A 19,131-nucleotide genomic window follows, 5' to 3' on the forward strand; every position below is an offset into this window, starting at 1 on the left:
GGGTTAAGAAAACACGGATCCGCTCGGAACTCTGCCGGAACCAAGCAATGATCGAGAAACCGATTTTCATCGTCGGCACAGGGCGCTGCGGTAGCACCATGTTCCACGATATCCTGCGGCACCATCGTGACCTCGGCTGGCTGACGCAGCTGGCCGAACAGCGGCCAGGTCGAGTTTATTTGAACCGCTGGGGCATCAAGGCACTGGACTATCCGGTCGTCGGGAAGCTCGCCAGGCGGTACCTGGTGCCAAGCGAACCCTATCGCTTCTGGGAACATCACTGCCACGGCTTCTCCAGGCCCTATCGCGACATCACGGAACACGACGTCATTCCGCGCGTCGTCCCACGCCTTCGGAGCGCACTCGCCCGATCGATCCCGGCAGACAAGCGGCTGCTGGCAAAAATAACCGGCTGGCCAAGAATCCGCTATCTGAAACGGATCTTCCCCGATGCCAAATTCGTTCATATCGTTCGGGATGGTCGTGCCGTGGTCAACTCCGTGCTTGCGGCACCATACTTCGATGGCTGGACCGGTCCAGGGCAATGGGCGCGCGGCGAACTGAGTGATGCGCAGCGCAAGGCATGGCAGGACAGCGGCGAGTCGTTTGTGCTGCTCGCTGCAATTGGCTGGGAAAACCGGATGAAGGCATTCGAAAAGGCCAGCTCAATGATTCCGGAAGAAGACTACCTGGAAATCCGATACGAGGATTTCTGCAAGAACAAGCTGCAAGAAACGGATCGCACACTGGATTTTCTCGACCTCTCAAGTTCACGCAATAGTGAACTCTTCCACAGGACGGTTGAATCGATTACCGTTTCCAACCAGAATCAGAAATGGCGGTCCGACCTGAGCAACGAACAACAGGCAGTGCTCAACGACTATCTGGCTCCTGTCATCCAGCGTTACGGCTACGAATGAGGCCAAAGGCCGCGAGTCTGGCGATGAACCGCCACGGGCGCCGACTGCCGGGTGTATGTCGCAACGCACGCATGTAACACTGCAGTGCTGCAACAATTCGTCCCTGAGACGCATGGTATTCACCCTTTCGGAGCATGAAACCGCTCCACCCCGCACGCAGTTCGGCAGACGTAATCAATCCTCTGTATTCACGCAGGAAATCATTGAGGATTGCTTCATTTGCGTCGAAGCGGCCGATTTTGTCGGAGGATATCTGCTCCCGCATCACCCGGTAGTACGCAAGATATTCCGCTAGGTACAGGAATCGGTGACGTGCCGAAATTCGCAGCCACATCTCGTAATCATCAGCCACCCGTCGATGTGGTACCGTCATGACGTCCGAGTCGAAAACGCACCGCCTGGCAAGCGCGGTATTCATGCTGACACAATTTTCCTGGAGCATTTGCGGAAGAATACGACCGCTGTAACGACGGATGTTTGACCGTGATATCTCATTGCCGTCGCCATCGATCTTGATTACGTCACCATAGGCCACGTCATATTTCCGGGACTGCTGCAGCGCACCGAGGCATGTGGCAAGGCGGGTGGGCGCCGCAATATTGTCGGAATCGAGAAACGCGATGAATTCGCCACGGGCCTGACCGAGTGCGAACCGCCTGGCGGCGCTCTGGCCCTGATTCTCCTGATGGAAATACCTAACCCGCTCGTCCCCCAGGTAACGCTGCATGAGGGCCCGCGTCCCGTCAGTTGAGCCGTCATCAACCACCAGCAGTTCGAGTCTGGAATGGGATTGCCCGAGAATGCTCTCAACCGCCTGTCCAAGGAAGCTGGCGCGATTGAAGGTCGGCGTGATCACGCTTATCAGCGGAGGGCTTGTCTTCACTGGCTAAGCGCCTCTTCTTCCGAACCAGCGCCGAGCCTGATGGCGGAGCGAGTCAGGCATCATTCCATAGACACCATAAACCAGGCGCAACGTTGGCTTGCGAACCAATTGAAAGGTAACGAATCGGACGCAATGGCCGTGGAAATGCCGCTTGTAGTCAGTGTTTTTCCCTGTCCCCGCTAGCAAATCGTATGCGCGCACCGCCGGCGCCGAGAACGCCTCCTCGATGGCATAGCCAAGATGCAGGGTCCCCAGGGAAACCTTCGGGTCGAACCCCTCATCGAAGCCCGCCTGCAGATTGTATGTCCGGCCAGCCAGGCGCAGGTCGTACAGCACGGAACGGACGACTCCGTCGATCTCCAGAACCGTGAAGCGAATTGCCTCCGGTCGATCGAGACGCGAAAGCAGCCTGCGGTGAAAATCCAGGCTCTCGCCGGAAAAACATGGCTTCCCCCAGCGTTTCTGATGGAAGGCGTTCAATTGCGCCAGCGCCTTACGGAAATCCGGCTCGCAGCGAAAACACAGGGTCGACCCCGCTGCCAGATAACGTCGCCGGTTATAGACCTTCAACCGGGTGCTGGAGCCGAGGCTCTGTAACCAGTCGGCGAAACAGCCATCCGTGGCAACAGACCAGCCGTCATCGGTTTTTCGAACCAGCCGGGAGGTACCCTTCGCTGCCGCCAGCCCGGGCAGGGGATCGCGCCCGACATGGTCACAGACAACCAGCACATCCCAGTGCACGGCATTGGCGAGATGCTGCTCGACCGCCCTAGTGACGTCGTCACGCAGGCCATGTTCCGCGATCAGATCGATGTATTCCGTCCGTACCGTCGGGCTGATGTTCCAGGCGTTACCAATGAAATGCAGCTCAATGGTATCGGCAACGGCATGGCGTTGCCGATACCGGAAGAGCGGAGCCAGCCCCACCAGATTCGCTTCCCGATAGACTCCCAGCAGGCAAGGCTCCAGACCAAGCGCGGGTTGCCAGATTTCCCACCAGGTCGATTGCCAGGCCCAGCCCATGAACAGCGGATCCGCATCGGAGCGACGGATCAGGTCATCCCACATGGCAGAGTCCGCGAACAGGGTCTCCGGCGAAACTTCATGGACCTGCAGTGCCTTGCCCGCCTTATCTCCGGTTGGCTGCGACTCAGCACCGGATCCCAGTTCCTGCTCGCTGGCGGCCTGCAGAAATTCACCGTCGGAATCACCCGCCATCAGAAACCAGCCCTGGGCCACGGCCGGCGCCTCGCCTCCGTCCCGCACCAGGAATCGGGGCTTATCGCGGGTTCGGAGAAACCCTTTCGATTCCAGCAATCTTCCCAGGACACGATCACTGGTGACGACCTGCAGCTGATGCGCATGCGCGGTGCAGCGCAACCAGCTGCTCAGCAAGACCGCTCTCGCCGCCGTATCCTGCCGAGCAGCAACCAGGTCGACCAGCCTTGCCGTCCCGGCATGACGGCGATAGACGGCAAGCGCCCGCAGCCGTCCGGCATCCCGCAATACCAGGTACCGGTAACCGCCAGCCGGGCATTGTTCATAGCGCCATGCCAGATAGACGTGGTCACGACAGACAATGCGCGGGTATCCACCCGCCACCCGACCCCACAGGTCATCCAGCTCCTCCGCCGACGGCAGCGACGACGACTCCTTCGCGACGAGTTCACAAGCACCAGACGACGACCGCGTCGGCAGACGTCGCAGCCGATTTCCGAGTTGCAGAGACAGCCGAGCCAGATCCTTGACGCTGCCGATTCGGCGAATGTAGCGATAACGCCAGACGTCCGTGGCCTGATGCCAGCCAAGACGACGGAGCACACTGAAAGCGATATCGCTGACCCCGAAAGTCAACAACAGCGAATACCTGCCGTGCAGTACCTCCTTGACCAGGCGACCCACGCCACTTCCTCGATGCGCCACATGCACGTGAAAATCACAGCTCCAGCAGGCGATGCGCTCGACACCGTCAAACCGCACCCGCACCGGCATGACGCCATTGAATCCGGCAATGCGTCCCCGCGCGTCCAGCATCAGCACCGGGTCGAACGGAATACCCCTCGGATTGGACTCGAACTGCCAGCGCCAGAGCGCCGACCGTTGCGTTCCGCCACCGAGCAAAGCCAGGATGCTCGGCCGATACCGAGCGCTATAGGCGGCAGGCCGTACGTCGGCCATCAGCCGGCACCACCACAACGGGAATGCCGTTCATACCAGGCCTGGAACATCAGGATCCCCCAAAGCTGGAAACTGTAATCCGCGCGTCCCTCGAGATGATCCTGCCAGGTGCGGCGCACGCGCGTGGCATCCAACACGCCCTCCTGCTCAAGCCGCCGACGCTCGAGCAGCGCTTCCGCCCAGTCTCTGAGCTCAAGGCGCAACCACTGCGCGATCGGCACCGCAAATCCCTGCTTGGGCCGATCCACAAGCGATGCCGGCACGTGTCGATGCAATAGCCGCCGCAACAGGTATTTTCCGGCCCCATCCCGGAGCTTCAGATGATCGGGCAACGACAGGGCGAATGAGACAACCCGGTGGTCAAGCAAAGGAACACGCGTTTCCAGGCTTACTGCCATGGCGGCCCGATCCACCTTGGTCAGAATGTCGTCCGGCAGATAGCTGTTGAGATCCAGCCACTGCAATTGCCGGAGCGACGTTGCCTCCGCAATGCTTCGAGGCCATGCCTCATTCAGTACGTAGCTAGGCTCTGCACCGCGCACTAGTAGCGCGGCGGGATCCGCCCAGTAACCGACGCGTTGGCGATAAAACGCTTGCAGCGATCCGGCGCCTCGGGCAGCGCGTTCCGCGGCAAGTTTCTCCGCCATGCCGAAACCCGACAGGTGGCGACGTTTCGGCCTGATTGCCCGCGCCAGGGACCCGGCGATCGCGTTCGGCAGGGCAAGGGCGACAGACTCGACCCGCTGGCGAAACCCCGGTTTGGCATGCAGACGGTTCCAGGCCGTCAGCGTTGACGGATAGCGGCCATAGCCCGCGAACAACTCGTCACCGCCGTCTCCGGACAGCGCGACGGTTACGTGCTGCCGAGTCAGTCGACTGATCAGGTAGGTGGGTATCTGGGAGGAGTCGGCGAAGGGCTCATCCCAGATTTCCGGCAACCGTGGAATGCAATCCAGCGCATCGCCCGGTTCCAGGTACAGTTCGGTATGGTCCGTGCCGAGGTGGCGGGCGACGGCTGCCGCATGCTCCGCCTCGTTGAAGCCCTTTTCCCGAAAACCGATCGTGAATGTCCGTATCGGCCGCTTTGCCCTCTGCTGCATCAGGGCGACAATGGTTGACGAATCGACCCCACCGGACAGGAAGGCGCCGAGCGGCACGTCAGCCAGCATCTGCTCGCCGATCACCGAACCCAGCAGTTCCTCCAGGCTGTCCAGGACCGCGTCTTCCGGAAGCTCGGCTGCGTGACCGATAGCATCGTCCATGGACCAGTACCGCACGGGTCGACAGTCACTCTGGCCGGAGGTGTCCAGCGAGAGACGCAGACAATGAGCAGGCAGCAGTTTGTGGATACCGCGAAAAATGCTGTGCGGTGCGGGGATGTAGTTATGGCGGAACAACAGGGCCAGGGCGTCGCGATCGAGTTCCGGCGCGAACCCCGGGACCGCGCGCAGGGCCTTCAACTCGGACGCGAAAACCAGCGTGTCCTGGTGCCAGCCGTAATACAGTGGCTTCTCACCCATCCGGTCACGCACCAGCCATAGCTCCCGATGCACATGATCTAGCAGTGCAAAGGCGAACATCCCGGCAAAGCGCTCCAGCGCCGCCTCGACGCCCCATTGTTCGAATGCCGTGAGCATGACCTCCGTATCGGAATGGCCGGTGAAACCACGCCCCAGTGATTCGAGTTCCTTCCGCAGGTGGAGAAAGTTGTAGATCTCGCCGTTGAAAACCATGGTGAAGCGCATGCTGGGCGAGCGCATCGGCTGACCGCCGGCCGACGACAGATCCTGAATCGCAAGGCGCCGATGTGTCATACCAACGCCTAGGCCCGGCTCCCAGGTCTGGCCCTCCGCATCAGGGCCACGGTGGCGAATCGCCTGTGCCATGGCCTTGAGTACTGCATCCGGTCCGCTTCGAAGTCTGTTCCCCGCATCCCAGAATCCGGCGATTCCACACATGACTCACACCCTGTTCCCGGCGCCAAACCGACGATAGATTTCGGCGAGTCCGCGCGCCGTTTGCGCCGAATCGAATCGTCGAGCAGCTTCCTCGCGAAACGCCTCCGCCGCCTGTTGTAACCCGGCCAACTCGTTCGTAAGCTGCTGGATCCGCTGCGACAGGACCGCCGCAGCGCCGCTCGGAAACACCAGCGCCGGGGTATTTCTGACCACCTCCCGCATACCGACACAGTCACTGGCCAGCAAAGGGGCACCGGCAACCAAAGCCTCCATGGGCAACAACGGGCAGGTCTCCCAGCGTGACGGCGCGGTGACCACGTCGACGCCGCGCAGCGCCGCCATCACATTGTCGGTGTGTGGCAGAAAATGAAACGCCTCGGCAAGGCCCCGTTGGCGAAGGTTATCCTGCTCCTCGCGAATAAAGCCGCCCCAACCGAAACAGGCCACCTGCACATCAAGCCCACGACCCCGACAGTCGGCCACCGCATCCACGAGCACCGTAAACCCCTTCGGCGCCATGAATCGACCAAAAAACCCCAGCAGCAAGGTCTGCGGGGCCAGCCCGAGTTCCCGTCGCAGATCACGACGCTCCGGACCGAGGAAGGCCTGTGCATCAATGCCGTTACGGACCACGGAGCAACGTTCAGCTTCGGCGAGTTTCGGCATGAAACCCAGCAGATTCCGACGGGCGTCCTCACCAACCGCCATGACGTGATTTGCGGATTGAAGTGCGAGACGAACACCGAGGCGGCGAACACTTCCGGCTCGGCCCGTGAGATGCGAATCGAGTAGCATGTCATGGGGCGTCAGCACGCTTGGCTTGCGCAATAAGCGGGCCAGAGGGGCAGCAAAAATGCCCGAGGTGAAGCCGTGGGAGTGAACCAGGTCCGGTCTCCAGGATCGCAAAGCGGAGACGATGCCCGCTCCGAAGCGCATCACTCCGGGATCAAGCGGAAGGTATTCGACATGGCTGGAAAACTCCGGCTCACTCAGAAAATCCAGATGCTGAGCCGAAGGCGAAACCAGGGCGAAAGAATGCTCCCGCAACTCGGCATGGCGGTAGACGTAACGCAAATAGGTCCTGATGCCACCACTGGGCCACCGGACGACAAGCAGGATTCTCATTTCTCCCCGACCGGTCGGACCGGGGTTTGCCGCTCAGGCGGGGAACCGAAAAGGCGATCCTGATTGCGGTTGATGGAGCGGGCGAAGGCAATACAGAAACCGGCGAACAGATACCAATAGGACTGGGATAGCCCCCAGTAATTGATACTGTAGACCGCATACATCAGGAACGTGGTCAGCAAGGCTTGGTTCAGGCGGTACTCGAAGCTCGTTCGCAATTCCGGACGAACGCGCAATGCCGTTTTCATGCGCCGAAGATTGTGGCGTACCAGCCTGTACACCAGCCAGAGAAAGTACATGAAGACGGCCGCACCGATCACACCGATTTCAATGAGTAACTCGGCGTAAAGATTGTGCGATGCCTGGGCCCGCCCTGGCGTGTAGTGCACTTTGGCTTCCTTGGTGGTTCCCAATCCGTGCCCGAATACCGGACGGTTCAGTCCCAGCCTGAATTCGTCGATGATCCCCTGCTGCCGCCCATGGGCAGTCTGGTACTGGGCTGCGGATTCGTCGTAGATCGACCGGTAGCGGTCACGTTGGGTATCCGACATCTGGCTCCAGCCGCCAATGGCAATCAGAATGATGCAACCGGCGACCAGCGCCTTTCGGCGGCTCTCCCAGAAGATCATCCCTACCACCACGAGGCCTGCCAAAAAGGCCCCCCGCGACCCCGTCAACAGAAGTGCGTAAAGCAGCGGCGGCAGGAGCAGCAAATAAAGCAGCTTGAGAGACCAGCGCGGCGAACCACCGAGCAGGAAATGCAGAAACGGGATCGCGGTCACGATCACAAAGCCCAACTCGTTCGGGTTGATCACGTCCGCGGGCGCCCCGGCAAGGCGATCGGCAAACTCACCATGCCCGAGATGCGTTGCCGACCCCCAGTAGCCGTACATGATGTTCAGGCGCAATGGTTCGAACACCCGATGCACCTGCAGCGCCAGCCAAAGCCCGACGAGGACCTTCAAACGACGATCAGTATCGACAATGAAGGCGGTGAAGAACAGGAACACCACGGCACGGACGAAATCATCCACGTGATGCCGAACCACACTGCCCGGCCATTCCACCAGAGGTAGCGACACGATCAGGTAGGCAATCAGCGCCCATATCACCATGACTCGCGGGTCACGGACCACGCTGCGATACCTGTCCGCCTGGAAAAGCAGGGCGAAGGAAATCAGCAGCACCATCACCAGAGTCGGACGAAGCTGGGCGTAGAAGGGATAGCGGGCGGCCAGGCGGAAAAAATAGTCAAACAGGAAGTAACAGTACATGGCAAAGATCACGCCGGGGATTGTTTTCTCCCGCAGCGCGGCACCGACCGCCGGCACCCGCCGCTGATAGCCGAGTACCGAACTCATGCCGCCACCATGCGCCGCACCCGCTGCCCAAGCCACTCGAGTCCGCTCAAGGCCTTGCTGTACTGAAAATCGCTGTCGGCAGCGGCGTGCCGTCGCAAGGCATACAGATCATGATGCGGCTGACCGTCCGCGTAGGCGACCACGGCACCGGTGAAGCCCGCCTTCTCGACACGATCGCGTACCGCTTGACTGAAATCCGCAGGCTGCCCGTTCGGATAGCAAAATGGCCGCGGCCGGGGGCCAAGTTCAGCGTCCAACCGCTCTCGACAATGATCTATTTCCAATCGAAGGTCCGCATCTGCCACCCTGGGCAGCGTCGGATGGCTGTGTGTATGCCCCCCAACGTCAAGGCCGGCCAGCTGCATCTGCCGAAGCTGGTCCCAGCTTACCGCGGCGTACTCGGACGGTGGCGCAGCTGGCAGACGCGTACCCAGGCCGGCCGCCAATGCCGCTATCGCCGAATGCTTTTCTCCGTCTGGCAACCGCAATAATGCATTGACGAGTGCCTGCCAGACGGTTGACCTGTTCCATACTTTGCCTGGCTGGCGCTGCAACTGTACCGGCGGGGCGACCACTTGTTCCGGTAATGTCTGGACGCTCTCCAGCAGCCAGGCAAGTTGGTCCGGCCAGAGCCAGAGCTCGCCGTCGACGAAACCGGTGGTTACAAAAAGCGTGGCAGGGACGTCATGGCGTTTCAGGAGGGGCCAGGCGACATCGTGGAAGTCCCGGTATCCGTCGTCGACGGTCAGCACGATTGTATTGGGTGCCGCTTTGCCTCCGGAACGCCAGATGTCCAGAAGCTGGCTGAGCGTGACCGGGTTGAAATGCCGGCGGATCATGGTCAACTGCCGAGCCAGCGTCCCGGAGCTTACGAAGCCACGACGTGGCTCGGATGAAAACCGGTGGTACATCAGGATACGGGGATGCCGTCGCGTTAGCCCTCGCGAAGCCGCATACAGACCTATCGGACCAAGGGCCCGCACAACCCGAGAGAGTCCGGCCACCACCTACCGCTCCCGCAGAATCGACCGGTAAAGCGCGATATGCTCGGCTACCATGCGGTCCACGGCAAACCGCGTACGAGCGACTTTGCCAGCATTCTCGCCCAGCCGTCCTCTAAGCGCCTTATCGTCAGCTAGCCGCGCAAGGGCGGCCGCAAGGCCACCCACGTCTCCGACAGGATACAACAAACCGGTGACACCGTTTTCCACCGCTTCCGGATTGCCACCAGTATCGGTGCAGATCACCGGCAGGTCCCGAAGCATGTAGTCGACAATGGCGTTCGAGAACCCCTCTGATTCCGAGCACAGCACGCCAATATCCGCATAGCGCAAACAATTGCCCACGTCGTCACGGGATCCGAGGAAGACCAGCCTGTCGGCAACATCCAGATCAGCCGCTCGCGCTTGCAGTCCAGCGGAATCACCGGCGCCGATCACTGCGACCGCCAGTGCCGGGTGGCTGGCACGCAGAAAACCCAGGGCTTCGACGAGATCCTGAACCCTTTTTATCGGCCGTAGATTGGCGACCAGCACGGCAATCACGCGACCCTCGGCACGCAATGCGTCGAGCGCCGGCACGGCCTCAACGCGAGACTGGTCGGCCTCCACCCCATTGTAGATAACGCTGATCGCCTCCGGCGGAATGCGCTCCATCTCACTGGTATACCGCCGAACGGCGTAACTGTTGGCGACACAACCGGCAATCCATCGGCGCGTCAGCCGCAGGCAACGCAGATACGACGGGGTATACCAGAACCCCATGTCACGCCTGGAAATTAGTGTCGGCATCCCCGTAACTGAAAACGCCGGCGGTGCAAGTACGGATGCATCATTGAAAAACACATGGGCAAGTCTGACCCCTCGCCTCTGCAAGTCCCGCGCACAGCGCCAAAGTGCGTACCAGGTGCGGGGGTCGGCAATCCGGTCACGGCCGACAATCTGCCAAGGGCAGGGAAATCCCTGCTGCAACAAGTAGTCGGTTGGCTGCAAGGCTACAAGACGACAATCCACCCCGCGGTTCAGCAGTTCATTGACTAGGCGGAGTAGCTGCCCTTCGGTCCCTGCGCCGCGCTGGCTGAAACGGTCAATGACGAATGCCAGGCTCAGATCGCTCGCATCCCGGGTTCGCATCACAACCTGCCCCTACCTTCTCATCCCGAATACGCGGCCAACCAGAAAAGAGCGTTCACTTGTTGTCAGTGCAAGGCCAACGAATAACGGCAGGTAAATCAGTCCCCCTATCAGCACGCCGAGCACAAGATCCATGTAGCTAGTCAATTCGACTTCGATCCGATAGTAAAGAACGGCCAATGTCATGAACAGGGTTGGAGAAAATGCGGGCATGATGCTCTCCCGGACATACCGGATAACAGTGATTCCAAGGTGGCGTGTGGTGTAAACGAGATATATCGGAAACACAGTTATAACTGCAATCAGCGAGGCCCAGGCAGCCCCGACAACACCCATCCACTGGACCAGAAGGATGGTCAAACCGAGGTTCAGCAGGGCTGAAACGGGGGAGAAAATCGCGAATATGCCGTGCCGGTTGATCGCGGTCAGGTAACGGCTTGAAAAGGGGTTCAGGAGGGGCAGGCTAAGGAAGAGCACTAGCAACAGGATAATCGTTTGCGAATGGTCGGCTATTTCCGGACCAATCCAGATTGTAAGAAATGCGGGGCCAAGCAGCACGGCGCCAGCGCCAAGTGGCAGCACCAAACCAACCATCAGTTTGCTTGCGACAAGGTAGATCTGGCGAATCTGCTCGACCTCATGCCGCGCATCGAGACTGCTGAAAAGTGGCATAAAGGCGTGAGTTATCGCACTGCAGAGATTTCTGAGGTACTGGACGAGATTCGCAGGGATGCTGTAGAACGGCACCATTGCCGGGCCGAGGATGATGCCTATGACCAGGCTGTCGGTCATGGTTTCGATACGATACGAGACACCTTGAACGAATGACTTGGTACCGAATACGACCAGTTCCCTCAAATGCGGCAGGGATACCGCTGCCACCTTGAACCGGAAGCTGTCCCGATCCAGCCACATCACAATGAGAAAATAGACAAGGTTCCGGACCCACAACCCGACTGCACTGACCCCGGCGAGCAACAACAGACCGTTATCAGGCGTTATGAACCACAAAATGATCGAGCAGACGGAAACCATCTTGACGATAGCAACCATGTTCTTCAGATAGTAGCGCTGCATTCCCTCGAGCACGCTTTCCGCAACATGACCGGGAAACGCCGCGAGCACGTTGGCAGCGAGGATCAACAGCAGGACCGCATAACGATCTGCCGGCTCATTTGCGGGGGCCAATACATCCGGCAGAAGCACGGCCCAAAGCAGGAATACACAAGAAACGACAAACCCGATTGCACTAAGGAAAACGAGCGATGTGCTGAACAAACGCCGGAGCGCAGCCCGATCCCGTTCCGCATTGTACTTCGCCGTAAAGCGCGAAACCGTCGGCCGCAACCCCAGTTCCAGCATGCCGGCATATCCCAGCACAGCGGCGAGCATTTCCCACAGGCCGTAATCATAAATGCCAAGGTTGCTGACCAGGACAGGCGTGAGGATGAAGGCGACGACAACACTCACGCAGAGGACGGCAACGTTGGACCCGGTATTGACCGCCAGCCGTCTAAACACACCCAATCCCCCGCACGCAAGCCGTCATCCGGAGCGCGCCCTTCGGGGGAACCCCATCAGAAACCGGACCATCGTCTGGCAACACGAAAGGCCGCCGTCCAGCTGCACGGTTGACGGCGTGGTCCCGAGAAACGATGAAACCTGTACGCTGAGCGGTGGGATTATCATGGCAGCTCCGTTCCTGGGCGAATTCAGCGGCGAACAGACTCCTTATTTAACTAGACTTGGTCCAGGGAAACGGTGATTTATTCCCGCGTCTGCGCCCGAGACCGGTTTTGGTCACTTGGCAAGCCGCGGTGCCGTTTCGGTCGAGATCGCGACCGGGCCGGTGGCGCAAGCCGGCCGTGCGCCAAAACGCCCAGCGTCTTCGACCTGGCCCGCATTTTTCCCGGTTGCTGTGTTGCGCTGCTTGACCGCAGAACGACCGCAACCCCGCGCAGCGCGGCTTGACCAGGAAAAATGCGGACTCCAACGAAGGAGCGCGAATCAACTAGTGTTTCCCCTGGGGGCCGGTGAGCATCGACTGCCCGCGACCACCTATCAAAGCGAAACCTCGGGAGCAGATTCCTGATGGCCAACAAGCTCGTGTCAATCATCATTCCTGCCTACAACAGAGGCAAGTATATCCGGCAGTGTGTCCAGTCCGCCCTTTGGCAAACATACCACCCGGTCGAGGTGATCGTGGTGGATGACGGTTCAACGGATGAGACCAGGGCGATCCTGGACGAGATGGCCACTGACCCGAGGCTCATAGTGCTGGAGCACCCAGGCCGACAGAACCGCGGCCAATCCGCCTCGCTAAACCTTGGTATTCAGCATGCCAAAGGGGACTACATCAATATTCTCGATAGCGATGACTACCTTGAACCGGAGAAACTCGCGGTAGAGGTCCCGTTCCTTGCGTCCCATCCGGAAATCGGCCTGGTCTACTCAAATGGGTGGCGAACTAACGCCGATGGCGTTCCCTTCGAGAGTTTTTACCCAGAGGACCACCGAGAGCCAAACGATCCCAACGCGGTATTACTGGACTGTTACCTTCTTCTTCCCGGTAACGCTCTGGTCCGACGTACGGCATACGACGCGGTCGGTCCTTTCGAGGAGGCGTTTCGAGCCGCCCAGGACCATGACATGCTCATCCGCCTCGCTGAACGAATCCGGTTTGCCTACATCGCCAAGCACCTTTTTTACTACCGGATGCATGCTGATTCCATAAGCGGGAAGGGAAAGGCCGTGAGATGGAATACTGGATTCATGATTTTGAAGCGCGCAACTCGCAGGTTTCCATACAATAAATCTACGACAAGAAAACGCCTCGCAGTCTTAAACTATCGGCTAGCAACAGTCGAATTTAACAATCGTTTGATATTAAAAAGCGCCCCAAAATTCTTCCTTGCTGCGATCCTCGACCCCATTAGGGCTCTAAAAGTACTCGCAAGGCTGGAAAAAAAAACATGACTTCAGCTGGTAACACGCCATGTTGTCATTTCACCGTCGCGAGGCAGCCCCCGGTCGTGCGACGGCGACAGGTGTACGGCAAGAATCACCAGTCATACTATACTGACACCTTGGCGGGCACGACCTGACCCAAGGCTAACACCAGGTGCCTGGATGCACCGGCTCCCCCACCTAGCGATACCCCGTCAAGATGGACGCCTCCGGGATTCGCGTTGTTATGAGCGAGAATCAACTCACGCCTAAACGATACAGGGCTTGGTGATCTCTCATAGCTGGAGGATCCGTAACAGTGATTAACGACATACCGAGACGCAGCAAAACCCTGCTCTTGCAGTCCGCTGTAATTCTTCCACTCATAGCGTCCGGAGTCGCCCACGCCGCGCCGGAAATAGCTACAGTAGACGGAACATTAGCGGCCGGAAGTACCCTCACCATTGAGGGAACAGGCTTCGGCTCCAAATCACGTCCCCAACCCGCTCTTTGGGACACCACGGACAACCAGGCCGACGTATATTCGAGCGTCTCCAACGGAGCCCCGATTCCGACCGGCCAGAACTACCCATTCACAAGCACCAACCAAGACGTCTATCTCGAACGCGGAACCAACGACCGCAGCCGATACGACGGGGATTCAATGCGTTACGTCACAAGAGGGAACGGAGCGTTATCGAACCCCACGGCGCTCGGCGGCAACTCGCCACCAACCGATATTCGCGAAATCTATGTGCGATACTGGAGTCGTTTCGAAAGAACACCTCTAGATTCAGGAAGTAATGCATCGCACAAGTTCATGCGGGTTTGGACCGGCTCTGGCGACGACCTTCGAATTTCGTGGACCCAGAAACAATTAACCGTAAATAACAGAAATGCGGGCGGGACCTCAGCAAAAACCGTTTGGGAAGACTGGACCGGGGATCCCAACGCCTGGAATCTGCATGAGTTCTGGATCAACGCTGATCGCGGGCTGATCGTCGCGTCGGTTAACGGCGATGAATATATCCGTTTTCAGGATAGCGACTCCCGCTACCTCGCCCGCAATCACCCGACCGGTCTGCGCATTGCTCAAATAGGATGGAATCCATCGCACGGAACCAGCTCAATCGCTAATCAAACCCAGTGGATTAGCGACATCTACATTGACACAACGCCGGCGCGTGTCCTGATAAGCGACCAGCCACGTTGGAGCTCCGTGACGCATTCAGAGATACTTATTCCAAGCTCTTGGAGCGATTCGGAAATCTCAGTCGATTTCGAACCGAAAAGCCTGAGTGAAACTCCGAACGAAGATCTTTACCTTTACGTCGTTAATCCCGATGGCGTCGCAAACTCACGGGGATACGCGTTAAGCTGCCCATCGTGCCCCAGCGCACCAGGCAGCCTTCAAGCCAACTAAATGCTAGGACAGAAAACCCCGCAAAACGTTAAACAGCGCACGGAAGCGCTGTTTCCATACCTAATTGGCATATTTTTCCATCACGCGTCGAACGTGCTCGAAAGATTCTTTCCAACTACTTTTAATAGATGACATATTATCGTTAATTTCGCCTTCAAGATCATATTTTCTTCTTAGCGCCTCCTCTATACCCTTTTGAATGGCCGACGCTTCGGGCTCGACATACACCGCCCCAAAGCTAAAGTACGATTTAATCGCTTCTGTGTCGGACAGAACAAGCGGCTTTCGAAGCGCAAGACCTTCGTATGCACCGCAGGTCAGGAGATTTTCCCAACAGGTTAGTACCACCACTACATCGGATTTGTTGATAAGATCGACATAGTCTTTCTCGTTTAAGAAGCCCGTCAAAAAAACCCCAGAGGAAGACAAGCGATCCTTCGCCGTTGCCCATTCTGTTTTTTGATAACGGCCAGTTAAATACATTGAGACGTTTTCCATTTGACTTCCCGCCGCAATGATCTCCCCTATAGGTTCATCTTCCCCATACGTGGTTATACATGTAACAGCATGACCGGCGTTACCCGCCATAACATCAGGGATCCGCTCCGGGTTACTAGGGATCAACCCAGGTATCCGATCTTGTAGCACAGCGGCCCTTCCACCCCAACTCTCAACAACATTTGCTAAATACGAATTCGTAACAACTGTCAGATCGGATTTTTTTATAGTCCAGCGACTCAAAAAGTGAAAAACTCGCCACTTGAGAGATTTCGAGCCCAGCGACTGAAGCTTGAAATTCGAATGCCGATCAACAACCAGACAGAAATTAAACGGCCTTTTCAAAAAACACAGGACGGCAGCAAGTACGACAGATGGATTCTGGCAAACAATTAAGCGCGGCCTCTTTTTCCTGACCAGTGACGCGGTTTTAGCTGTTAAAATCAAATATCTAAGATACCGCCAATGACCTGATTCCAGCGGGAAATACTCAAACCCAAACGCTTCGGCAAGCTCTCGCGATCGCCTATGGTCTTCCCAAGTAACCCAAATTGCGAAATCTGTCATTTTTCATCTGAACCCACATGAACGCGATCTTATTTAACCAGACTCACTCTGAAAATAAAAGCGCGGGCTTTAAAACCATTAGAACTTTTCGAAGACTCATGAATTATCCGGATTAATTACCGCCCTCCTGAACAGCCCTATAGGGTATGATCTTATCTGACTACAAAAACCCGCAAGGACACCAGAAAAGAAAAATCAAAAATCCCGTCGACGTATTACACGCATCTTTCCGGATGCTTCACGTTCGATATGCTTTACCTCAGATACGTCGACTTGAACCGTATCCGAAAATGATTGCCTGAGTTTTTTTCGAAAAACATCACCAACCCTATCCACCGATTCGCTATTTGAAGAGACAATCTCCAAGTCGACTTTATCGGGGCTCGTCTGCGTAACGCGGACCCCGCTCACCGGTACGCCTGAATTTTTTAAATCCTCAAATATATAAAGAAAAAATTCGCCGTGAAATCTTTGCCCGAATTTATTGATAAGCACATCATATTCTCGACCTTGTATGGATTCCAATATTGGCAAATTTATTCCGCAGCGACACTTACTTATTGTGCAAGTCGCGTAATCTTCCAAAGCGTAACGAATTACCGGCATAGCGAAGTTGTGAAGATCTGTTACAACAATTTGCCCAGACTCACCGGTTTTACAGGGCGAGCCGTCACTGCGCAGCGTTTCGACAATAAGACTGTCCGCATTAATGTGCAATGAGCCGTGCTCACATTCATGGGCGATTGTGCCTACTTCCCCACACCCGTATTCATTGTAAACCCGAACACCGAACGCGCTTTCTATCTCCCTCCGATCGAAATCAGTGAGGGGTTCTGCTGTTGCAACAACCGCCTTAAGGCTGTCAGGCGCCGACAATCCTCGGGACACCATATATTCTGAAAACTCCCGTAGCATGGACACATAACCATACGCATATATCGGCCGGAAGCGGGAGAGTTGAGCATGATACCGGGCCAAGTCCTTGTCCGTGAATGAAAACGCAGAACAGCGAATCCGGCTGGCCACGAAGTCCGTAAGCCTTGCTTTTATTCTGGCCACCCGCCGATGGGGCAAGCCCCAAAACCTCACTTGCCGGTCGCCGGGTGAAACCCCTGCCCAGCCCATTCCTCTCCATGCCACGGCGAGCTCTACGCTCATTGCATGACGGGACTTCAGAAGGGTGACCGGGGCTCCTGTCGAGCCGCCGGTAGTTTTTCGGATTGCTCCGCGAGCATCCCTACCGGCTTTTAGCCGCCTAACGTGTTGCCTGACGTCCTGCTTTGCGAGCAAAGGCAGGCACGGCAAGTCATTCAAGGAGGAAAGTCGGGATTCAGTCACGGCAGCGTAGTATTCGGTGCTTGACTTGGCATGCCCTAACAGCTGGTTTAGGTGGGCAAGTTGCCACGCCTCCAGCTCCGCCGCTACCCAATACTGCCGTTCCAGGCAAGCTTCAAGCTCCTTCCTGTAGGGCGTACGCTGTAGTAACGCCGCAAAATCATAAAAAAACCGACCTAGGACCATCTGATTACCCGACAACATGGCTGGAAACAGCCCTCTTCATTTCGATAATCCACAAACATGGTTTTAGCAAGGACAGTCGGCCACCTCACCGGAGAGCTTTACCGGTTACGCTTAAGGAAACACTGATTTCTATCATTAATAAAAAACTCAAGAAAACAAATTTTGGCTCAATACCCGTGATTGGTAATCCGGCATGCGCAACTCACGAAGCCGGGAAAGGTTCGCGTTCATGACCGCATACTGGTCTTTGGAGGTCGAGCGCACGAGATTGAGCACCTCCTCATGGGACATGCCTGCGTCAACCATCAGCCCGATACGGCCGACCTGGGAATTCAAGGCCCTGAAGAGGGGGGAATCCATCGCGAGTAGAGGAACCCCCAATGCAATGCAATCCAGGAGCACCCCAGACGCTGTCAATTCATAATATTTACCTTGAAAAAGAAAGGCCGCAAGGTCGAGATTCCGGACTGCGTCAACGTATTCCCCGCGTGGAATACGCTCGCACGACGGCCATCTGTCGAGGTAGGCGAGGTAGTTCCTGGATGCATCCACCACGTCTTCATGCAAGCGCCCGACAATCTCGAACCGCAGATCATCGTATCCGGACTCCCGCGCATACTTCGCCATTTCGAGAAATCTGAACAGGCCTTTCTGCGGGGAACACAGGCCCAGCAAACCGATGCGTACCCGCCCTCCTGCCCGCAGTTTTCTCGGCTCGGGAGGATCCAGCAGGTCCGGTGGCAGCGGATGGGGAAGCACGCCGATCCGCGCGGCAACCGCCTCATCCTTTAAGGCGACGGCAGCCCGAATCGATTCCTCAAGCACGGCGAAGCGTATGTCCCTCGGTGCGCCTACTATTGCCGACCGCAACGAGAGCAGTGGGTGCGACAAATAAAATTTACGCTGTCTCACAGCATCGGCCAGGCCCGCGTGGAATATCGCGAGGGTTGGAGGAAGCCCACCTCTGGCGACGCGGGCTCGTAGCGCCCAAAGCAATTCCCGTGTGACGGAGGAAAGGATGAGGCGCTCCGGGGATTCATCCCGCAAGATATGGCGCAGTGTGCCAGCGAACCCCCAATCGCCGGCCAGCCGCCTTGCTCCAGTGGCCCTCCGCTCGGCAACGTCAACCGGCAGAAAGCGAATCCGCGAGGTGTCGGTGATGGCTGCTCGTATTGCTCGCAGGTGCGCGGATTCCGCGGCGAAGAGTATTGTGTGCCCCGGGAATGCCGCGAGACACATCAGCAATAACGAGGCGTTAAACGGCTGGTGCTCCTCCCCGCATCGCATCGGCTCAGCAACAAGCACCGACCGGCCGGAAGATTCACTGGCGCCGCTCACGGTGCCGTACCGAAACGTTCAACCGCGGTGGCGCCAGGTAATTGCACTCGTTTTCCCTCACAAGCTGCTGAGCCGGCAACGCCAGAAAAGTCGATCATTAAGCCGTTCGTACCGCGTCAAAGGGACCAGAACGAGGTCGATTGTGCCATTTATCTGCCGCGGTTTTTAATCTGCTCGACGATTGAACGAAATGGGGCTGCAAGACCCGTTTAGTAACCCGAGGCTTTGTGCATAACCACTCTCCAGGAAACAGGTTAACAGCGCCCAAACCTCCATCACAG

Annotated in this window: 14 protein-coding genes; 3 read left to right on the forward strand and 11 right to left on the reverse strand. The window is 57.5% G+C overall.

All coding sequences use genetic code 11. From position 1 onward, the window contains the following. Window positions 1–47: 47 nt before the first annotated feature. Window positions 48–920: a sulfotransferase family protein gene (locus M0534_RS10660; RefSeq protein ID WP_248568412.1), complete on the forward strand. Its 873-nt coding sequence runs from the start codon at window positions 48–50 to the stop codon at window positions 918–920. Here the strand turns inward: M0534_RS10660 and M0534_RS10665 are convergent. The 8 genes from M0534_RS10665 to M0534_RS10700 form a co-directional block, all read right to left on the reverse strand. After that, window positions 895–1,803: a glycosyltransferase family 2 protein gene (locus M0534_RS10665; RefSeq protein ID WP_345894721.1), complete on the reverse strand. Its 909-nt coding sequence runs from the start codon at window positions 1,801–1,803 to the stop codon at window positions 895–897. The genes M0534_RS10660 and M0534_RS10665 overlap by 26 nt on opposite strands. 3 nt (window positions 1,804–1,806) lie before the next feature. Next, window positions 1,807–3,981: a GNAT family N-acetyltransferase gene (locus M0534_RS10670; RefSeq protein WP_248568414.1), complete on the reverse strand. Its 2,175-nt coding sequence runs from the start codon at window positions 3,979–3,981 to the stop codon at window positions 1,807–1,809. Next, window positions 3,981–5,939 (reverse strand): asparagine synthase (glutamine-hydrolyzing), encoded by a 1,959-nt coding sequence (gene asnB, locus M0534_RS10675; RefSeq protein ID WP_248568415.1) that lies wholly within the window; start codon window positions 5,937–5,939, stop codon window positions 3,981–3,983. Before asnB ends, M0534_RS10670 begins: the two co-directional genes overlap by 1 nt. Window positions 5,940–5,942: 3 nt before the next feature. Further along, window positions 5,943–7,064 carry a glycosyltransferase family 4 protein gene (locus M0534_RS10680; RefSeq protein WP_248568416.1) on the reverse strand — a complete coding sequence of 374 codons (1,122 nt, stop codon included), beginning with the start codon at window positions 7,062–7,064 and terminating at the stop codon, window positions 5,943–5,945. Continuing rightward, the gene (locus tag M0534_RS10685; protein ID WP_248568417.1) at window positions 7,061–8,425 is read right to left on the reverse strand and encodes an O-antigen ligase family protein; all 1,365 of its coding nucleotides are present in this window, start codon (window positions 8,423–8,425) and stop codon (window positions 7,061–7,063) included. Before M0534_RS10685 ends, M0534_RS10680 begins: the two co-directional genes overlap by 4 nt. Continuing rightward, window positions 8,422–9,264 (reverse strand): polysaccharide deacetylase family protein, encoded by an 843-nt coding sequence (locus tag M0534_RS10690; protein ID WP_248568418.1) that lies wholly within the window; start codon window positions 9,262–9,264, stop codon window positions 8,422–8,424. The genes M0534_RS10685 and M0534_RS10690 overlap by 4 nt, the downstream gene beginning before the upstream one ends. A gap of 168 nt (window positions 9,265–9,432) precedes the next feature. Beyond that, window positions 9,433–10,557: a glycosyltransferase gene (locus tag M0534_RS10695; protein ID WP_248568419.1), complete on the reverse strand. Its 1,125-nt coding sequence runs from the start codon at window positions 10,555–10,557 to the stop codon at window positions 9,433–9,435. A 12-nt stretch (window positions 10,558–10,569) separates the two neighbouring features. Then, window positions 10,570–12,078 (reverse strand): oligosaccharide flippase family protein, encoded by a 1,509-nt coding sequence (locus M0534_RS10700; protein ID WP_248568420.1) that lies wholly within the window; start codon window positions 12,076–12,078, stop codon window positions 10,570–10,572. 570 nt (window positions 12,079–12,648) lie between these two features. On the opposite strand from M0534_RS10700, the gene M0534_RS10705 reads away from it, so the two are divergent. Together M0534_RS10705 and M0534_RS10710 are read left to right on the forward strand one after the other, a co-directional pair. Then, window positions 12,649–13,533 carry a glycosyltransferase family 2 protein gene (locus M0534_RS10705; protein ID WP_248568421.1) on the forward strand — a complete coding sequence of 295 codons (885 nt, stop codon included), beginning with the start codon at window positions 12,649–12,651 and terminating at the stop codon, window positions 13,531–13,533. A 289-nt stretch (window positions 13,534–13,822) separates the two neighbouring features. Further along, the gene (locus M0534_RS10710; RefSeq protein WP_248568422.1) at window positions 13,823–14,926 is read left to right on the forward strand and encodes a hypothetical protein; all 1,104 of its coding nucleotides are present in this window, start codon (window positions 13,823–13,825) and stop codon (window positions 14,924–14,926) included. 60 nt (window positions 14,927–14,986) lie between these two features. Here the strand turns inward: M0534_RS10710 and M0534_RS10715 are convergent, their stop codons facing one another. The 3 genes from M0534_RS10715 to M0534_RS10725 form a co-directional block, all read right to left on the reverse strand. Continuing rightward, window positions 14,987–15,991, reverse strand: a complete 1,005-nt coding sequence (locus M0534_RS10715; protein ID WP_248568423.1) for a glycosyltransferase — start codon at window positions 15,989–15,991, stop codon at window positions 14,987–14,989. A gap of 195 nt (window positions 15,992–16,186) precedes the next feature. Beyond that, the gene (locus M0534_RS10720) at window positions 16,187–17,149 is read right to left on the reverse strand and encodes a phenylacetate--CoA ligase family protein (RefSeq protein ID WP_248568424.1); all 963 of its coding nucleotides are present in this window, start codon (window positions 17,147–17,149) and stop codon (window positions 16,187–16,189) included. A 510-nt stretch (window positions 17,150–17,659) separates the two neighbouring features. Further along, the gene (locus tag M0534_RS10725; RefSeq protein ID WP_248568425.1) at window positions 17,660–18,850 is read right to left on the reverse strand and encodes a hypothetical protein; all 1,191 of its coding nucleotides are present in this window, start codon (window positions 18,848–18,850) and stop codon (window positions 17,660–17,662) included. Window positions 18,851–19,131 lie beyond the last annotated feature (281 nt).

The organism is Methylonatrum kenyense (assembly GCF_023195885.1).
In the GTDB taxonomy this organism is placed as follows: Bacteria; Pseudomonadota; Gammaproteobacteria; order Nitrococcales; family Aquisalimonadaceae; genus Methylonatrum; species Methylonatrum kenyense.

What these genes read in the sequence shown, in the direction of transcription:
- M0534_RS10660 (WP_248568412.1), top strand. Translation starts at nt 48, where the DNA reads ATGATCGAGAAACCGATTTTCATCGTCGGCACAGGGCGCTGCGGTAGC.
- M0534_RS10670 (WP_248568414.1), bottom strand. Translation starts at nt 3,981, where the DNA reads ATGGCCGACGTACGGCCTGCCGCCTATAGCGCTCGGTATCGGCCGAGC.
- asnB (WP_248568415.1), bottom strand. Translation starts at nt 5,939, where the DNA reads ATGTGTGGAATCGCCGGATTCTGGGATGCGGGGAACAGACTTCGAAGC.
- M0534_RS10680 (WP_248568416.1), bottom strand. Translation starts at nt 7,064, where the DNA reads ATGAGAATCCTGCTTGTCGTCCGGTGGCCCAGTGGTGGCATCAGGACC.
- M0534_RS10685 (WP_248568417.1), bottom strand. Translation starts at nt 8,425, where the DNA reads ATGAGTTCGGTACTCGGCTATCAGCGGCGGGTGCCGGCGGTCGGTGCC.
- M0534_RS10690 (WP_248568418.1), bottom strand. Translation starts at nt 9,264, where the DNA reads ATGATCCGCCGGCATTTCAACCCGGTCACGCTCAGCCAGCTTCTGGAC.
- M0534_RS10695 (WP_248568419.1), bottom strand. Translation starts at nt 10,557, where the DNA reads ATGCGAACCCGGGATGCGAGCGATCTGAGCCTGGCATTCGTCATTGAC.
- M0534_RS10705 (WP_248568421.1), top strand. Translation starts at nt 12,649, where the DNA reads ATGGCCAACAAGCTCGTGTCAATCATCATTCCTGCCTACAACAGAGGC.
- M0534_RS10715 (WP_248568423.1), bottom strand. Translation starts at nt 15,991, where the DNA reads ATGACAGATTTCGCAATTTGGGTTACTTGGGAAGACCATAGGCGATCG.
- M0534_RS10720 (WP_248568424.1), bottom strand. Translation starts at nt 17,149, where the DNA reads ATGAGCGTAGAGCTCGCCGTGGCATGGAGAGGAATGGGCTGGGCAGGG.